The sequence below is a fragment of the Streptomyces sp. NPDC006733 genome (genome assembly GCF_040636125.1).
In the GTDB taxonomy this organism is placed as follows: Bacteria; Actinomycetota; Actinomycetes; order Streptomycetales; family Streptomycetaceae; genus Actinacidiphila.
In genome coordinates, this window is the sequence record NZ_JBEYJD010000023.1 from 16,286 (window position 1) to 32,335 (window position 16,050).

General features: G+C 71.8%; 16 protein-coding genes. 12 read left to right on the plus strand and 4 right to left on the minus strand.

Annotation, left to right across the window (positions count from 1 at the left end; all coding sequences use genetic code 11):
• The first annotated feature begins 72 nt into the window (after positions 1–72).
• From sufD to ABZ721_RS21130, 11 genes are all read left to right on the plus strand, one after another.
• Positions 73–1,239 carry a Fe-S cluster assembly protein SufD gene (sufD, locus tag ABZ721_RS21080; RefSeq protein ID WP_358790168.1) on the plus strand — a complete coding sequence of 389 codons (1,167 nt, stop codon included), beginning with the start codon at positions 73–75 and terminating at the stop codon, positions 1,237–1,239.
• Positions 1,239–1,568 (plus strand): non-heme iron oxygenase ferredoxin subunit, encoded by a 330-nt coding sequence (locus ABZ721_RS21085; RefSeq protein WP_358790169.1) that lies wholly within the window; start codon positions 1,239–1,241, stop codon positions 1,566–1,568. Before sufD ends, ABZ721_RS21085 begins: the two co-directional genes overlap by 1 nt.
• A gap of 7 nt (positions 1,569–1,575) precedes the next feature.
• On the plus strand, positions 1,576–2,343 hold the full coding sequence (sufC, locus tag ABZ721_RS21090) for a Fe-S cluster assembly ATPase SufC (RefSeq protein ID WP_358790170.1): 768 nt from the start codon (positions 1,576–1,578) through the stop codon (positions 2,341–2,343).
• The gene (locus ABZ721_RS21095) at positions 2,340–3,596 is read left to right on the plus strand and encodes a cysteine desulfurase (protein ID WP_358790171.1); all 1,257 of its coding nucleotides are present in this window, start codon (positions 2,340–2,342) and stop codon (positions 3,594–3,596) included. Before sufC ends, ABZ721_RS21095 begins: the two co-directional genes overlap by 4 nt.
• Before the next feature lie 10 nt (positions 3,597–3,606).
• Positions 3,607–4,071, plus strand: a complete 465-nt coding sequence (gene sufU / locus ABZ721_RS21100; RefSeq protein ID WP_358790172.1) for a Fe-S cluster assembly sulfur transfer protein SufU — start codon at positions 3,607–3,609, stop codon at positions 4,069–4,071.
• Positions 4,068–4,409 carry a metal-sulfur cluster assembly factor gene (locus ABZ721_RS21105; protein ID WP_358790173.1) on the plus strand — a complete coding sequence of 114 codons (342 nt, stop codon included), beginning with the start codon at positions 4,068–4,070 and terminating at the stop codon, positions 4,407–4,409. Before sufU ends, ABZ721_RS21105 begins: the two co-directional genes overlap by 4 nt.
• Before the next feature lie 151 nt (positions 4,410–4,560).
• Entirely contained in the window at positions 4,561–5,955 is a 1,395-nt protein-coding gene (locus tag ABZ721_RS21110) for a hypothetical protein (RefSeq protein ID WP_358790174.1), read from the plus strand.
• A 40-nt stretch (positions 5,956–5,995) separates the two neighbouring features.
• The gene (locus ABZ721_RS21115) at positions 5,996–6,316 is read left to right on the plus strand and encodes a multidrug efflux SMR transporter (RefSeq protein WP_358790175.1); all 321 of its coding nucleotides are present in this window, start codon (positions 5,996–5,998) and stop codon (positions 6,314–6,316) included.
• Positions 6,316–6,885, plus strand: a complete 570-nt coding sequence (locus ABZ721_RS21120; protein ID WP_358790176.1) for a TetR family transcriptional regulator — start codon at positions 6,316–6,318, stop codon at positions 6,883–6,885. Before ABZ721_RS21115 ends, ABZ721_RS21120 begins: the two co-directional genes overlap by 1 nt.
• Before the next feature lie 90 nt (positions 6,886–6,975).
• A complete protein-coding gene (gene dapD, locus ABZ721_RS21125) occupies positions 6,976–7,974 on the plus strand; it encodes a 2,3,4,5-tetrahydropyridine-2,6-dicarboxylate N-succinyltransferase (protein WP_358790177.1) in 999 nt (332 codons plus the stop codon).
• A gap of 255 nt (positions 7,975–8,229) precedes the next feature.
• Positions 8,230–10,092 (plus strand): hypothetical protein, encoded by a 1,863-nt coding sequence (locus tag ABZ721_RS21130; RefSeq protein WP_358790178.1) that lies wholly within the window; start codon positions 8,230–8,232, stop codon positions 10,090–10,092.
• 74 nt (positions 10,093–10,166) lie between these two features.
• Here the strand turns inward: ABZ721_RS21130 and ABZ721_RS21135 are convergent, their stop codons facing one another.
• Complete coding sequence (locus ABZ721_RS21135) at positions 10,167–11,999, minus strand: endonuclease/exonuclease/phosphatase family protein (protein ID WP_358790179.1); 1,833 nt, start codon at positions 11,997–11,999, stop codon at positions 10,167–10,169.
• 261 nt (positions 12,000–12,260) lie between these two features.
• Between ABZ721_RS21135 and ABZ721_RS21140 the strand changes: the two genes are divergently transcribed.
• Positions 12,261–13,781 carry a hypothetical protein gene (locus ABZ721_RS21140; RefSeq protein ID WP_358790180.1) on the plus strand — a complete coding sequence of 507 codons (1,521 nt, stop codon included), beginning with the start codon at positions 12,261–12,263 and terminating at the stop codon, positions 13,779–13,781.
• A gap of 114 nt (positions 13,782–13,895) precedes the next feature.
• Here the strand turns inward: ABZ721_RS21140 and ABZ721_RS21145 are convergent, their stop codons facing one another.
• The 3 genes from ABZ721_RS21145 to ABZ721_RS21155 form a co-directional block, all read right to left on the minus strand.
• Positions 13,896–14,342: a hypothetical protein gene (locus tag ABZ721_RS21145; protein WP_358790181.1), complete on the minus strand. Its 447-nt coding sequence runs from the start codon at positions 14,340–14,342 to the stop codon at positions 13,896–13,898.
• Positions 14,343–14,354: 12 nt separating this feature from the next.
• Entirely contained in the window at positions 14,355–15,452 is a 1,098-nt protein-coding gene (locus ABZ721_RS21150; protein ID WP_358790182.1) for a hypothetical protein, read from the minus strand.
• Between the two features lie 207 nt (positions 15,453–15,659).
• On the minus strand, positions 15,660–15,893 hold the full coding sequence (locus ABZ721_RS21155; protein WP_358790183.1) for a hypothetical protein: 234 nt from the start codon (positions 15,891–15,893) through the stop codon (positions 15,660–15,662).
• Between the last annotated feature and the right edge of the window lie 157 nt (positions 15,894–16,050).

Here is a 16,050-nt window from a genome sequence, read left to right on the forward strand (position 1 = left end):
CGGCGACGCGACGACGTTCCTCCAGAGACTCGTAGTCGACGTTTCTCCAGAAAGAGAGCAGTACGACAAGCCATGGCTGACAACATCCCTGCCGGCAGCACCACCGAAGGTGCCATCACGGTGGGCCACCCCGCCGATGCCCGGGTCAGCGCCTCGCCGTCCTACGACGTGGCCGACTTCCCGGTGCCGCACGGCCGCGAGGAGGAGTGGCGTTTCACTCCTCTGGAGCGGCTGCGCGGCCTGCACGACGGCACCGCGAAGGCCGACGGCGGCCTGCGCGTCGACGTGACCGCCCCCGAGGGTGTCACCGTCGAGTCGGTGGACCGCACCGACGCCCGCGTCGGCAAGGCCGGCAAGCCCGCGGACCGGGTCGTGGCCCAGGCGTTCAGCTCCTTCGAGAAGGCCTCGGTCGTCTCGATCCCCAAGGACCTCGTGCTCACCGAGCCGGTCCGGATCGCCGTGCACGGCGAGGGCGGCACCGCCTACGGCCACCAGGTCATCGAGATCGGCGCCTTCGCCGAGGCCGTCGTGGTCATCGACCACACCGGTGACGCCACGCTCGCCGCCAACGTCGAGTACCTGATCGGCGACGGCGCCAAGCTCACCGTCGTCTCGGTCCAGGACTGGGACGACAACGCGGTGCACGTCGCGCAGCACACCGCGCTGGTCGGCCGGGACGCGAGCTTCAAGTCCGTGATCGTCACCTTCGGCGGCGACGTGGTCCGGCTGCACCCGCGGGTCATCTACGGCGCCCCGGGCGGCGACGCCGAGCTCTTCGGCCTGTACTTCACGGACGAGGGCCAGCACCAGGAGCACCGGCTCTTCATCGACCACGACACGCCGCACTGCCGCAGCAACGTGACCTACAAGGGCGCGCTGCAGGGCAAGGACGCGCACGCGGTCTGGATCGGCGACGTCCTCATCCGCGCCGCGGCCGAGGGCACCGACACCTACGAGCTCAACCGCAACCTGATCCTCACGGACGGCGCGCGGGTCGACTCGGTCCCGAACCTGGAGATCGAGACCGGCGAGATCGCCGGTGCCGGCCACGCCTCGGCGACCGGCCGCTTCGACGACGAGCAGCTCTTCTACCTGATGGCCCGCGGCATCCCCGCCGCCGAGGCCCGCCGGCTGGTCGTGCGCGGCTTCTTCGGCGAGCTGGTCCAGCAGATCGGCCTGCCCGACCTGGAGGAGCGCCTGATGGCGAAGATCGACGCGGAGCTGGAGGCGTCCGTCTGATGACCACGGCCCCAGGTTTTGTCCGCGCGTGCGCGGTGGCCGAGCTGGAGGACGACACGCCCCGGCGGGTCGAACTCGACGGCACGGCGATCGCCGTGGTGCGCACCGCGGGCGAGGTGTTCGCGATCAACGACGTGTGCTCGCACGCGAACGTCTCCCTCTCGGAGGGCGAGGTCGAGGACTGCCAGATCGAGTGCTGGCTGCACGGCTCCAGCTTCGACCTGCGCACCGGCAAGCCGTCCGGGCTACCCGCCACGCGGCCCGTACCCGTATACCCCGTAAAGATCATCGGCGACGACGTGCTCGTCTCCGTCACCCAGGAGTCCTGAGGCACCCATGGCAACGCTTGAGATCCACGACCTGCACGTCTCCGTCGAGGCCGAGAACGGCCCCCGCGAGATCCTCCGCGGCGTCGACCTGACCGTTAAGCAGGGCGAGACGCACGCCATCATGGGCCCCAACGGCTCGGGCAAGTCCACCCTGGCCTACTCGGTGGCCGGCCACCCGAAGTACACGATCACCGGCGGCACCGTCACGCTCGACGGCGAGGACATCCTCGCGATGAGCGTCGACGAGCGCGCCCGCGCCGGCCTGTTCCTCGCCATGCAGTACCCGGTCGAGGTCCCCGGAGTCTCCGTCTCCAACTTCCTGCGCACCTCCGCCACCGCGATCCGCGGCGAAGCCCCCAAGCTCCGCACGTGGGTCAAGGAGGTCAAGTCCGCGATGGAGCAGCTCCAGATGGACCCGGCCTTCGCCGAGCGCAACGTCAACGAGGGCTTCTCCGGCGGTGAGAAGAAGCGCCACGAGATCCTCCAGCTGGAGCTCCTCAAGCCGAAGATCGCGATCCTGGACGAGACGGACTCCGGTCTGGACGTCGACGCGCTGCGCCAGGTCTCCGAGGGCGTCAACCGCGTCCGCGAGACCGGTGAGGTCGGCACGCTGCTGATCACCCACTACACCCGCATCCTGCGCTACATCAAGCCGGACTTCGTCCACGTCTTCTCGAACGGCCGCATCGCCGAGTCCGGCGGCGCCGAGCTGGCCGACAAGCTGGAGAACGAGGGCTACGAGGCGTACAGCACGAAGGGCGGCGCTTCCGCGTGACACCACTGCACGGCCTCCTCGACACTGAGGCGATCCGCAAGGACTTCCCGATCCTGGACCGCGTGGTCCACGACGGCAAGAAGATCGTTTACCTGGACAACGCGGCGACCTCGCAGAAGCCGCGCCAGGTGCTCGACGCGCTGAACGCGTACTACGAGCGGCACAACGCCAACGTCCACCGCGGTGTGCACGTGCTCGCGGAGGAGGCCACGGCGCTGTACGAGGGCGCGCGCGACAAGGTCGCCGCGTTCATCAACGCGCCGAGCCGCGACGAGGTGATCTTCACCAAGAACGCCTCGGAGTCGCTCAACCTCGTCGCGAACATGCTGGGCTGGGCCGACGAGCCCTACCGGGTGGACCGCGAGACCGAGATAGTGATCACGGAGATGGAGCACCACTCCAACATCGTGCCGTGGCAGCTGCTCTCGCAGCGCACCGGCGCGAAGCTGAAGTGGTTCGGGCTGACCGACGACGGCCGGCTCGACCTCTCCAACATCGACCAGGTGATCACCGAGAAGACGAAGATCGTCTCGTTCACCCTGGTCTCCAACATCATGGGCACGATCAACCCGGTCGACGCGATCGTCCGGCGCGCCCAGGACGTCGGCGCGCTGGTCCTCATCGACGCCTCGCAGGCCGCCCCGCACATGCCGCTGGACGTGCAGGCGCTCGGTGCCGACTTCGTGGCCTTCACCGGCCACAAGATGTGCGGTCCGACCGGCATCGGCGTGCTGTGGGGCCGACAGGAGCTGCTCGAGGACCTGCCGCCGTTCCTCGGCGGCGGCGAGATGATCGAAACCGTCTCGATGCACTCCTCGACGTACGCCCCGGCGCCGCACAAGTTCGAGGCCGGCACCCCGCCGATCGCCCAGGCGGTCGGTCTGGGCGCGGCCGTGGACTACCTGTCCGCGATCGGCATGGACCGGATCGAGGCCCACGAGCACGCCATCACCGAGTACGCGGTGAAGCGCCTGCTGGAGGTCCCGGACCTGCGGATCATCGGCCCGACGACGGCCGAGGACCGGGGCGCGGCGATCTCGTTCGTGCTGGGCGACATCCACCCGCACGACGTCGGCCAGGTGCTGGACGAGCAGGGCATCGCGGTCCGCGTCGGCCACCACTGTGCCCGCCCGGTCTGCCTGCGGTACGGAATTCCTGCGACCACGCGGGCGTCGTTCTATCTGTACTCCACCCCCGCCGAGGTCGACGCCCTCGTCGAGGGGCTGGAGCACGTACGGAACTTCTTCGGGTGAGGGCTGACTGGTGAAGCTGGATTCGATGTACCAGGAAGTGATCCTGGACCACTACAAGCACCCGCACGGGCGCGGTCTGCGCGACGGCGACGCCGAGGTGCACCACGTCAATCCGACGTGCGGTGACGAGATCACGCTACGGGTCAAGCTCGACGGCTCGAAGATCGTGGACGTCTCGTACGAGGGACAGGGCTGCTCGATCAGCCAGGCCAGCGCCTCGGTGCTGAACGACCTGGTGGTCGGCCGCGAGCTCGACGACGCGCTGAAGGTCCAGGAGGTCTTCCTGGAGCTGATGCAGTCCAAGGGCAAGGTGGAACCGGACGACGCGATGGAAGAGGTGCTGGAGGACGCGGTCGCGTTCGCCGGCGTCTCCAAGTACCCGGCGCGTGTGAAGTGTGCCCTGCTGAGCTGGATGGCGTGGAAAGACGCCACTTCGCAGGCACTGGCGAGTGGCACGGCGAGGGAGACCGCATGACCGACAACACTGACGTGACGACCAAGCCCGCTTCCGAGGAGGAAGTGCGCGAGGCGCTCTACGACGTCGTCGACCCCGAGCTGGGGATCGACGTCGTCAACCTGGGCCTGATCTACGGCATCCACATCGACGACTCCAACGTCGCGACGCTGGACATGACGCTCACCTCGGCGGCCTGCCCGCTGACCGACGTCATCGAGGACCAGGCGCGTTCGGCGACCGACGGCATCGTCGCCGACCTCAAGATCAACTGGGTCTGGATGCCGCCGTGGGGCCCGGACAAGATCAGCGACGACGGCCGCGAGCAGCTGCGGGCGCTGGGCTTCAACATCGGCTAGCCTCCTGTGTGATCACTTCGGACGGCCCGTACGCCTCGCGCGTGCGGGCCGTCCGCCGTTGTTCGCCGGATGTATGCCCTGCGGGTGCCCCTCGTTGGCGGCCGTGCCCGAGCGTTTGCGTCGACATCAGCGACGTCGAAGGGCACTCCTCGTGCAGCCTCACGCTTCCCCCTCCGCGCGCGGCACCGGCCTGGCCGCGGCCGCCGCTCTCGCCCTGGGCGCCCTGGGCCTGGCCGCACCGGCCACGGCGCAGGCCGCGAGCTACGGCACCCCGGTGATCACGCTCTCCGCCGCGTACCTGTCGGGGGCGGTCGGGGCGACCGGCGACCCGGTGGTGACGGCGACGGTCTCGCAGAGCGGCGCCGACGCCTCCGCGCTCACGGTCGCCGCCTCCGCCAGCTCGAAGTCCTCTGTCGCGGGGGCGGGCGACGTGACGGTGACGGGGACCGGCGGGGCCCGCCGGGTCGCGGTGGCCGCGCACGGCACCGGCTACACCGACCTGACGCTGAAGGTCACCGGCCTGGGCGGCAAGACCGCGACGAGGACGCTGCACTACGCGGCCTCGCCCGCGGTCCAGTTCGCCGCCGACACCCGCTACCTCACCGGCTCGTCCGACGCCTCGGCGGCGGTGGACGCGGGCGGCGGCTACGTGGTCGTGGCCGACGACGAGTCCAACACGCTGCGGCTGTACGACCGTGCCGCGTCCGGCGCCCCGGTGCGCACCTGGGACTTCAGCTCCGCGCTCGGGGTCTCCCAGGAGATCGACATCGAGGCGGGCGCCCGGGTCGGCGACACGATCTACTGGACCGGCTCGCTGGGCAACAACAAGGACGGCGAGATCAAGGCCGACCGCGCCACGCTCTTCACCACGACGGTGACCGGCTCGGGCGCGAGCACCCAGCTCGCGCTGGGCGGGAAGTACAAGAACCTGCGCGCCGACCTGATCGCCTGGGACAAGGCCAACGGCAACCGCTACGGCTTCGCGGCGGGCGCCGCCGCCGGCCAGGTGCCCAAGCAGATCGACGGCTTCAACGTCGAGGGCCTGGAGTTCGCGCCCGGCAGCACCACCACCGCGTACATCGGCTTCCGCGCCCCGCTGGCCCCGCACGTGGTGGGCGGCAAGGCGCTGATCGTGCCGGTCACCAACATCGACAAGGTCGTCACCGGCACCAAGGCCGTCCTCGGCGCCCCGATCGAGCTCGACCTGGGCGGCCTGAGCATCCGCGACATCCGCAAGAACGCCGCCGACCAGTACCTGATCGTGGCCGGCTCCTGGGCCGCCGACGACAACAGCGACCCGTACGCGCTGTACTCGTGGGACGGCGTCGCGGGCCACGCCCCGGTCAAGCGCGTGCAGTTGCCGACGAGCGACGCGGGCGGCTGGGAGGCCGTCGTGGACGTCCCGGACCTCACCGTGCCGGGCGCCCGCGCGCAGCTGATCACCGACGACGGCTCGGCCGACCTGTACGGCGACGGCACGGAGGCCAAGGACCTCACGCACGCGGAGTGGAAGAAGTCCCGCGCGACCTGGTTCAGCATCGGCTGACCGCGGCCGACCGGTGCAGCCCATGTGTACGCTTGTACACATGGGCTACATCATGCTGGGCGGCGCGATCGCCGCCGAGGTCCTCGGCACCACCGCGATGAAGTACAGCGAGGGCTTCAGCCGGCTCTGGCCCTCCGCGATCACGGTCACCGGCTACCTCATCGCCTTCACGCTGCTCGCGCGGACCCTGAAGACGGTCGAGGTCGGCACCGCGTACGCGATCTGGGCGGGGGTCGGCACCGCGGCCATCGCGGCGATCGGGATGCTCTTCCTGGGGGAGGCGGCGAACGCCGCGAAGGTGCTCGGGGTGCTGCTGGTGATCGCGGGCGTCATCGTCCTCAACCTCGGCGGGTCGCACTGATGCCCCGCCGCCACGACCCCGAGCGGCGGGCGCGCATCATCGACGCCGCGATCCGGGTGGTCGGCGCCCGCGGCATCGCCGGGCTGAGCCACCGCTCGGTCGCCGCCGAGGCGGACGTGCCGCTCGGCTCGACGACGTACCACTTCGCGACCCTCGACGACCTGCTGGTCGCCGCGCTCCGCCAGTCCAACGAGGGCTTCGCCCAGTCCATCCGCGACAGCCCGCTCTTCGCGGACCCGCCCGCGCGGGCGGCCTCCCCGGCCGCACTCGCGGACGAGCTGTCCCGGCTGCTGGAGGTGTGGCTCACCGGCGACCGCACCCTGATCGAACGGGACTACGACCTCTACCTGGCGGCCCTGCGCCGCGAGGCGGTCCGCCCCATCGCGGCGGAGTGGGTCACCCAGGCCACCGACCTCCTCACCCCGCACACCGACCCGGCCACCGCCCGGGCCCTGATCGCCCTCATCGACGGCATCTGCCTCCAGTCCCTGCTGACCAACGCCCCCTACGACCGCGGCTGGGCCCGCGAGATGTTCGGCCGCCTGCTGGCCGGGAGCGCGACGACCTAGGCGGCGGCCGGCCGCGTCCTCGCGCGGACGCGCATGTCGCATGTCGGGCCGGTTGGGCATCGGGCGTGGTCAGCGGCTAGCGTGCGGGGCATGACTGACTCGACCGCTTCGACCGTTGCCCGCTCCACCGGTGCCGTTGCCGCCGGCCTCGCCACCATCGCCGATGACGGCACGGTCCTGGACACCTGGTACCCCGCCCCCGAGCTCGTCGCCGACCCCGGTCCGGCCGGCACCGAGCGGCTGACCGCCGAGCGCGCCGCCGAGCTGCTGGGCGCGGCCGCGCCCAAGGCGCTCGGCCCGGACCCGCGCCGCGGGGTGGAGGTCGTCGCCGTCCGCACCGTGATCGCCTCGACCGACGACAAGCCGCTCGACGCGCACGACGCCTACCTGCGCCTGCACCTGCTCAGCCACCGCCTGGTGCGCCCCAACGGCCAGAGCCTCGAAGGCCTGTTCGGGCTGCTCGCCAACGTCGCCTGGACCTCCATCGGCCCCGTGCCGGTCGCCGGGATCGACGCCACGCGCCTCGCCGCCCGCGCTGAGGGCCTGCACCTGTCCGTCTACGGTGTCGACAAGTTCCCCCGCATGACGGACTACGTCACCCCCGCCGGCGTCCGCATCGCCGACGCCGACCGCGTCCGCCTCGGCGCGCACCTCGCCGCCGGCACCACCGTGATGCACGAGGGCTTCTGCAACTTCAACGCCGGAACTCTCGGGACGAGCATGGTCGAGGGCCGGATCTCGCAGGGCGTCGTCATCGGCGACGGCTCCGACATCGGCGGCGGCGCGTCGATCATGGGCACCCTCTCGGGCGGCGGCAAGCAGGTCGTCTCCATCGGCGAGCGCTGCCTGCTGGGCGCCGAGTCCGGCATCGGCATCGCGCTCGGTGACGACTGCGTCGTCGAGGCCGGCCTCTACGTCACCGCCGGCACCCGCGTCACGCTCCCGGACGGCCGGATCGTCAAGGCCCTGGAGCTCAACGGCGCCGACAACCTCCTCTTCCGCCGGAACTCCACCACCGGCACGGTCGAGGTCCTGCAGCGCACCGGCTCGTGGGGCGGCCTGAACGCACTGCTGCACAGCCACAACTGAGCGACGGCGCCGGGCGGGCCCCGCTCGTCCGGCGCCGCACTCCAGCCCCGCTGCTCGACCCCCGCCCCAGGGCGTTGGCCGTAATCCGGCCAATGTCAGGACCGGCCGACGCGCTCCGGTTCCGACCCTGGCGCGGTACGGGCCGGTCCCCCAATATGGCGCCACGAGGGGGAAGCGGTCAGGGGGCGGGCCGCGCTGTGCGCCCGCGCTCCTTCGACCCGCTTCGGGGTGAACGGGGTGAACGGGGGTCCGCGGATGTCGATCCTGTCGTGGCGCAGCCGCACGGTCAACGACATCGGGGCCGCGCCGGCCGTACCGCTGGACGCGCCCGGATCCGGGCGGGGCCGCCGGAAGTACGCGGTGCGGCGGCACGTCGCCGACACTCCCGTCACCCGGCGCCTCGCGGCAGGCGTCCACGTGCGGCGCGACCGGGCCGCCGAGCTGCGCCGGCGGCTGATGGAGGCGGGGGAGCGGATGGCGGGCCATCGCGGCCCGGCCCCGCGGTCCTCCGGCCCCTCACCCGAGACCGGCGAGCGGATCGCCGCCTGGGCCATCGCCCACGTGCTGCGCTCGCCGCTGCGGCCGGTGCCGTCCTACGGCTTCGGGCTGGCGACGATCCTCACCCACTGCGTGGCCGCCCGCCGCCAGCAGCGGCTGCGCGTGCTCGCGCTGTGGGCCGCGTTCGGCCTGATGTCCCTGTGGCACCCGCGGGCCCTGGTGGTCTGGCTCATCGTGGTCCTGGTGACCCAACTGCTGACCGGCGGCGGGGCGATGGGGCTGCTGCGCCGGGGCGCCGGCTCGGTCGTCGTGACCGCGCTCCTCGCCGTCCTGGTCGTCTGGGCCTGGGTGGTCGCCCGGTCGCACAGCGGGTTCCTGCACGACACCGTCATCGAAGCGCTGCACACCGCCGGGTGGCTCGCCGTCCTGCTCACCGTCGTCCACCTCGCCGACCGGGTGGCGGCGCTCGGCTACACGCAGTCGCTGCGGCCGGCCAGGAAGACCGTGGCGCAGCGGCCGCGCGGGGCCCCGTACGCGGCGAGCCGGATCGCCGCCATCGAGGAGATGGAGACCTGGCAGACCATCCCCTACGTCCGGGAGGGGTCGATCAGCCACTTCCTGGGCGCGGGGCGCGACGCCTGGTTCCCGGGGGCGGTGCGGCTCCAGCTGACCGCCGCCGGCCCGGACGACAGGAACGGGCGGGCGCGGGACCCGGACGACGAGGAGTACGACGCCGACTCCGAGGAGCACCGCGCGTCCCACGGGCCGCACGGGTACCGGACGTTCGAGGCCGACGACCTGCTCGACCGGGTGCGGGACGAGCTGCTCGCGCTGAGCGGCAACCTGACGGAGACCCACGCGCTGCCCAACTGCGACGTGGCGGAGATGTACGTGACGCCCGCGTACCTCTGGCGGGACCTCAGGAACCCCCGCGGAGGGGGCTGGCCGGAGCCCGAGGCGGAGGCGATGTGCCTCAACGGGCGCAGCTCGCCGTCCAGCGCGCACTCCCGCCGCTACCTGTCGGCGCAGGTGGTGAGCTGGGGCGGGCACGTCGTGGTCACGGTCTTCGTCCACGCGGCCCTGGAGGGCAGGACGCTGCACTTCGTGACCCGGCCGCACATCATCGCCCCGCCGTTCTTCCAGGCGGCCGGCCGGGTGCGCCGGGGGCGCCGGCTCGCGCTGCAGATCGCCAAACTGCCGGTGGACTGCGTCGCGGACACCGTCGCGCTGGCGGCCCGCGCGTACCGTGCGACCGGCCACGCCCTGCGCACCCTGCCGCCCGCCCGCGAGCACCAGGCGCCCGCCGCGCAGCCGCCGCGCCCCGACCAGCCGCTGAGCCTGCGCGAGCGCTACGCGATGCGGACCGTCACCGACATGCACCAGGAGGAGGACGTCCGGCGCCACGTGTCGATCCTGCAGAAGTGGATGTTCAACGCGGTCGAGGAGTTCCTGGAGGAGCACGGCGTCGCCGTCGCGGGCTTCGTCCGCCAGGTGGCCATCATCCAGAACAACACCCTGGTCTACGGCGACTCCAACCTGGTCAACATCGCCGCGGCCACCGCCACCGCCGTCACCGCCGACGACGCCACGGAGCGGTTGCCGGGCGCGGGACGGGTGTGAGTCGGCGGCCGGACGGCCGGGGGACGACGCCGGGGCGCCCGCCGTGACGGCGGGCGCCCCGGGTCGCGGAGGCGTTACGGGCGGATGCGGGCGACCTGGGGGTCGTGGTCGCTGGCCTGGTCGGCGAACTCGGCGTTGATGTGGACCACGTCGTAGTCCGGCGTGCCGAGGGAGGGGCTGACCAGGATGTGGTCGAGCACCTGCGAGTTGCCCTGGTAGACGTAGGAGTAGCGCTCGCTCGGACGCAGCGACAGGGCGAGGTCCTTGAGCGCGCGGCCCTCGGTCAGGCGCAGCCCGGCGGCGGAGAACTCGTAGTCGTTGATGTCGCCGAGCACGACGACCCGGGCGTCCTTCTGGACCGCCTGGATCTGCCGCACGAAGGTGTTGACCTGGACGGACTGCTGCAGGCGCTTGGTCTCGGAGCTGCGCACCACCGGCTGGACGCGGCTGGTCAGGGGCGCGTCGCCGCCCTTCGAGGCGAAGTGGTTGGCGATGACGATGACGGGCTTGCCGCGGAAGGAGAACTCGCCCGCGAGCGGCTTGCGGCTGTCGGCCCAGGCGCTGTCGCCGGGGGCGATGCGGCCGGGGGAGACGCTGAGCGCGGCCCTGCCGTGGTTGCTGGACACCCAGACCGGCGTGGTGGCGTCGCCGCCGGGCCGGTCGGTGAAGGAGACCCGCGCCGCGTTGAAGAGGAACGCCTGGCGGATGTTGCCGCCGGGCTCGCCGCCGTCGGTCCCGTTGGTCGGGTCGATGGAGCGCCACTGGTAGCGCGGGCCGCCCGCGGCGACGATCGCGTCGATGAACTTGTTGAGCGTCTGGTCGGCGGCGACCGTGCCGTCGTTGACCGCGCCGTTGTTGTCCTGGATCTCCTCCAGGGCGACGATGTCGGGCGACGCGAGGTGCGTGACGACACCCGCGGCGAGCCGGTCGAACTTGGCCTGCGGGTCGGACGGGTCCAGGTTCTCGACGTTGTACGTCGCGACCGCCAGCTCGTCCTTGCGCTGCTTGCGCGTCGTCTCCGGCTGCAGGCCGTGCGAGGCGACGGTGCCGAGGGTGCGGGCGGTGAGGGTGTAGCCGCCGAACTGGTTGTAGTCCAGCGGGCCCTCGGTGGTGCCGGTCAGGACGTCGCCGACGTTCGCGGTCGGGAAGGGCTGCTGGGCCGTCGGGACCAGGGACTGGATCTGCAGCCGGCCGGAGTTCTGGTTCGCGTAGGAGCCGTAGACCGTGCCGCCGCGCGCGGACGGGTTGTCCTCGGGCCGGACCGTCACCCACAGCTCGGAGTACGGGTCGGTGGCGCCGACCACGCGGGTGTCGGCGACCTGGACGTTCATGCCCTCCAGGGACTCGTACAGGTCCAGCGCGTACGCCGCGGGCCGCAGCGGCAGCGCCTCGATGCTGTTGCCGGCGGCCGGGTCGCCGGCCGGGACGTACGCGGCCGGGACGGCGGCGCTGTTCAGGACCACCGGGGCGGGCAGCGCGTTGCCGGAGGAGACGACCGTGACGACCGGCTTGGTGATCTCGGTGACGGACTGGTCGCCGGCGGCCTTGCCGCCCGGGTAGAACTCGCTGACCGTGCCGGAGACCGTCACCGAGTCGCCGACCGCCACCGTGGGGGCGGAGCTGGTGAAGACGAAGACGCCCTCGCTGGTCGCCGGGTCCGCGTCCGGCGTCGGGTCCTGCAGCCAGAAGCCCTTGGAGGAGCCGTAGGTGCGGACGCCGGTCACGATGCCGGGCACCGCGGTCACCGCCTGGCCGGCCAGCGGGGAGAGCCGGGTGGCGCCCTGCAGGTCGTGCACGCGCACACCGTCGGCGGCGGACGTGTCCGCGGTCGCGGACTGCGGCATGGCGATCAGCCCGGCCGCGAGCGCGGCGGTGACTATGGCGCCGATGGAGCGAGGGGTGGTCAACGTGGCCTCCGTGAGGGCAAAGGTCTCTGGAACAAGGTGCGGGAGTTGGTGGGGCGCGGGTCTCCCGAGCAAAGGTCTACGCGCGTCAATTTCCTTGTAGGGGGCGTGTGTTGTCAAGAGCCGGACAAGGGACGAAAAGGGAACGAACCCTGAAGGGGAGATGAACCGGACCTGCCGCCTCCCGACGCGTCTAGGCTGGGTCCGCGCTGCCTCGCACGCGCGGCGCTGTCACCCCCCACCGCTGTTGAGGAGAACCCCGCCATGGCCGCTGACCGCCTCGCCCTGCCGCCCGTGCGGCTGCTTCCCGAGGACGAGCTGGCACGGCTCGCGCTCGCCGTGCCGCTGCTGGAGCGCGCGGTCCGGCTGGCCCGCTGGGCCGGGCCCGGCACCCGGGTCGACGTCATGGGCGAGCTGACGGAGGACGACCGGCTGCGCGCGGCGGCCGAGCTGGGCCTCGCCGACGACCAGGACGGGCTGGCCGAGACCTCCCAGGCCTGGGGCATCGCCATCGACACCGGCCTGGTCGAGCTGGAGATCGACGAGGCCGCGGGCCAGACCACGGAGTCCGGCGAGCCCGCGGGCAGCGCACTGCCCGGCGAGGCGCTCGCCCAACTGACCGCGGGCGAGCCGCAGGACGTGCTGGAGGTGTGGCTCGCCACCGCCGAGACCGCCCTCGGCGAGGCCGCCTCGCCCGACCTGGAGGGGCTGCGCGCCGCCATCGGCGGCGACGGGCAGGACGACGACGGCGTCCTGGACCTCGACGCGCTGGACTGGGACCCGGAGGAGGAGGCCGAGTTCCTCGACGCGGCGCTCGCCAACCTCTACGCGTACACCGCGATGGAGGAGGCCGGGTACGAGGCCGTGCCGCTGCCCGTGCTCGCGGCCTCGCTCGTCGTCCCCGACGACATGGCCGAGCCGACGGACGACGTCCTGGAGGAGGTCACCGAGGTCATGATGCGGCTGGACGACCACTTCCGGCTGCTCGCCCCCACCGGCCTGATCGAGTACCAGCCGGTCGACGACGCGCTCATCGAGGAGGACGAGGAAGGGGCGGCCGGTGACGGTGACGCGGCCTTCGACCGGGACTTCTCGGGCGAACTCGACCCGGAGGAGGTCTCCCGCTACGGCCTGGTCCGGCTCACCCCGCTCGGCGTCTTCGGCGTCCGCGCCCGGCTGCTCGACGCGGGCGCCCACGCCCCCGCCGTCGGCGACCTCGCCGACCGGCCCGGGTCCGTGCTCCTGGAGGCGATGACCGACTACCCGGACCAGGCGGCCCGCACCGAGGCCGAGCTGTGGCTCGACGGCCGCAAGCCCGTCGAGGCGGCCCGCGAGCTGCTCGCCGCGTCCACCGGCGACGACCTGGGCGCGCCCGGCCGCCGGCTGATGTGCCAGCAGACCCTCAGCCTGCTCGGGGCCGACGCGGAGCCCGCGCTGCGCGAGGTCCTGGACGACCGCCGGCTCGGCGGGCTCGCCCGGGTGTGGCTGACCGAGCGCGGCGCGCCGGACGTCCCCGCGCCGGACGAGGCGATGGTGTTCTGGCTGACGGTCGACACGCTGGCCGCGCAGCTCGACGCGGAGCACGCCCCCGAGCTGCTCGCCGAACTCGTGACCGGCCTCGTCGCCCAGCACGACGGCTTCTTCGACGCGGTGTGGCGCGTCGACCACCCGGCCACCTCCGACGTCCTGGAGGCGATGGGGCGGCTGCACCCCGACAAGTCGGTCGCCAAGACCGCCCGCAAGGCCGCGTTCAAGGCCCGCTCCAAGGCGGGCACTGGACGCTAGCCGGCGCCCGGAGGACAGCGGTGCGCCGGCCGGGCCGTCGGAACCCGGCCCGGCCGGCGCGCTCCCGGTGGAGCACTCGCTGAACAGCCCGCAGGCACTCGGGCGCTCAGGCCGTCAGCACTCGAACTTCGTGGTGTGCTTGAACGAGGACGACGCCCCGTCGAAGCCGTACGTTCCGCGGTAGGCCGGCGGGTTCTGGTACTCGCCGACGATCGTGATCGTGTTGGCGCAGGAGCCCTGCCCCGACCGCTTCGCGTCGAGCCGGATCTGTTCGCCGAGGAAGCCGCCGGTGATGTCCCACGGCGCACCGCAGATGCCGGAGGTGATGTGGCCGCCGGTGATCACGTGCGGGTAGGTGTTCGGGTTGTACGTGACCTCGATGCCGAAGGACACCGCGCCGTTGTGCAGTTCCAGCTTGGCCGTCGTCTGGACGGCCTTGTCGGACACGTCCGCCTGCGGCCCGAAGGCCTCGTCACGGGACTTGACCTCGGCGCCCTGGGGGTTGATGAAGCGGTGCTCCGAGCGCTGTTGGCGCTGCTTCTTCTGTGCTTGGGTGGTCATGGTTCCCCCCTCTCAGGCCAGCTGCTCGGCGATCTCGACGCGCAGCAGGGCGCGTACGTTCTCGATGTGGTTGAGCACGGTGACGGTGTTGGACCCCGCGAAGAGCAGCCCGACCGCGACGCTGTCGAGCGACGTCACCAGGGACCCGGAGTCACCGCCGGCCGAGATGTTGGTGGTGAGGATCTGGTCCTTGAAGCGGGCGGTGCCCGCCGTGCCGTAGTTGACGTCGATGACGGCGTCGACCGAGACGATCCGGCCGATCGTGAAGTTCGTGGTGCGGCCGGTCTTCTTGACGAGGTCGCCGACGGCCACGTTGGACTTGCGCCGCCAGGCGCGCGGCGGGCCGCAGTAGTTCTGGTCGCGGGTGGCGTCCTGGAACTCCACCCTGCCCAGCGCGCAGTCGACGACGTTGTTGTGCTGGTCCAGCGGGGTCTGCGGTGCGAACTGGATCGGGATGAAGCGGCTCAGCGTCGCGATCCGGTCGGCCGGGTCCGTCCCGCCGTCGAACACGCCGGGCTGCAGGATCGCCGAGCCGATCTGCGCCCGGTTGGAGTCGGCGAGCACGTGGTTGTTGCTGAGGATGTAGTACTGCGAGGGCGAACCGATGCCGGGTCCCGGCGGGTCCGTGGTGGCGCCGGGCAGGAAGTCGTACACCACGCTGCCCAGCGTGCCCGCGGTCACCGCGATGTTGCCGACCGAGAAGCCGGACGGGGCCGGCCGCATCCGGCGCTTGAGCACCTGCGGTTCGGCCAGGCTCAGGCCCAGCTCCTCCAGTTGCAGCTGCTGCTCCGACATACTGCCGTCGGCGCGGGAAGAGCCGCCCTCGCGCTGGAGTTCACGGTACTGGCGCGGCGACTGCCGCTGTGCCGCCACATGCCCGACGGCCAGGACGTCGGTCGGCGTTCCGTCGTCCATCTGCCGCGGGACGACGTCCCGCTCGGGCAGCATCGACTCGGGCAGCTTCTGCGTCACGAAGACCAGAACGGCCTCCTCGCCGGTCGGCTCCCCGTCGGTCCACTTCATGCCGTGACCGAAGCCGACCACGTTGGAGAGGGGAGACTGCGGCCGCAGGAACTCGGACAGTGCCTGCTGCTTCGAGGAATCGCTCACACGCCCACCGGTGGGGCCGCGCATCATTTCGGGTCGGCTCACGCCTGACCACCTCTTCCTCTTCGGAGTCCTGATCGGAGTTCCGATCGGAGTCCTGATCGGAACCCTGCTCGGGGTTCGCGGTTCCGGTGCCTCACGGCGCCGCGACCGGCCGACCGGCTTCCTGCGACGGCCGCGGGCCGACAGGCCGCGGGTCGCACCGCCGGGTCATCCGCCCAGCGCGGTCACATCTCCGACGGCGAGCACCTGTACCGGCACGCCGTCCAGTTCGGCCGGAACCACATCTTCAGCGCGGAGCTCGGCGCGGGGTACTTTGCGGCTGACGAAGACGACTATCAGGTCCTCGCCGGTCCGCTCGTCCCGCCCGGTGCCGACTCCGGTGACGTTGGCCAGCTGCATGAGCCGGCTCTCGTGACGGATGCGGGCCTCTTTGGCGTCCATGCGCTCCGCCTCCCCCACGGATTGGTGCGACACCTGCCGGTCTATTGCGACCCGTGAGGAAGGTCAAGCACTTTCACACGGAAATTCGTACATCAGGGTGTTGGTCATGACTTGACCTTGTATACGAAGATTCTTTACGGGTTTTACAGCTTATCCA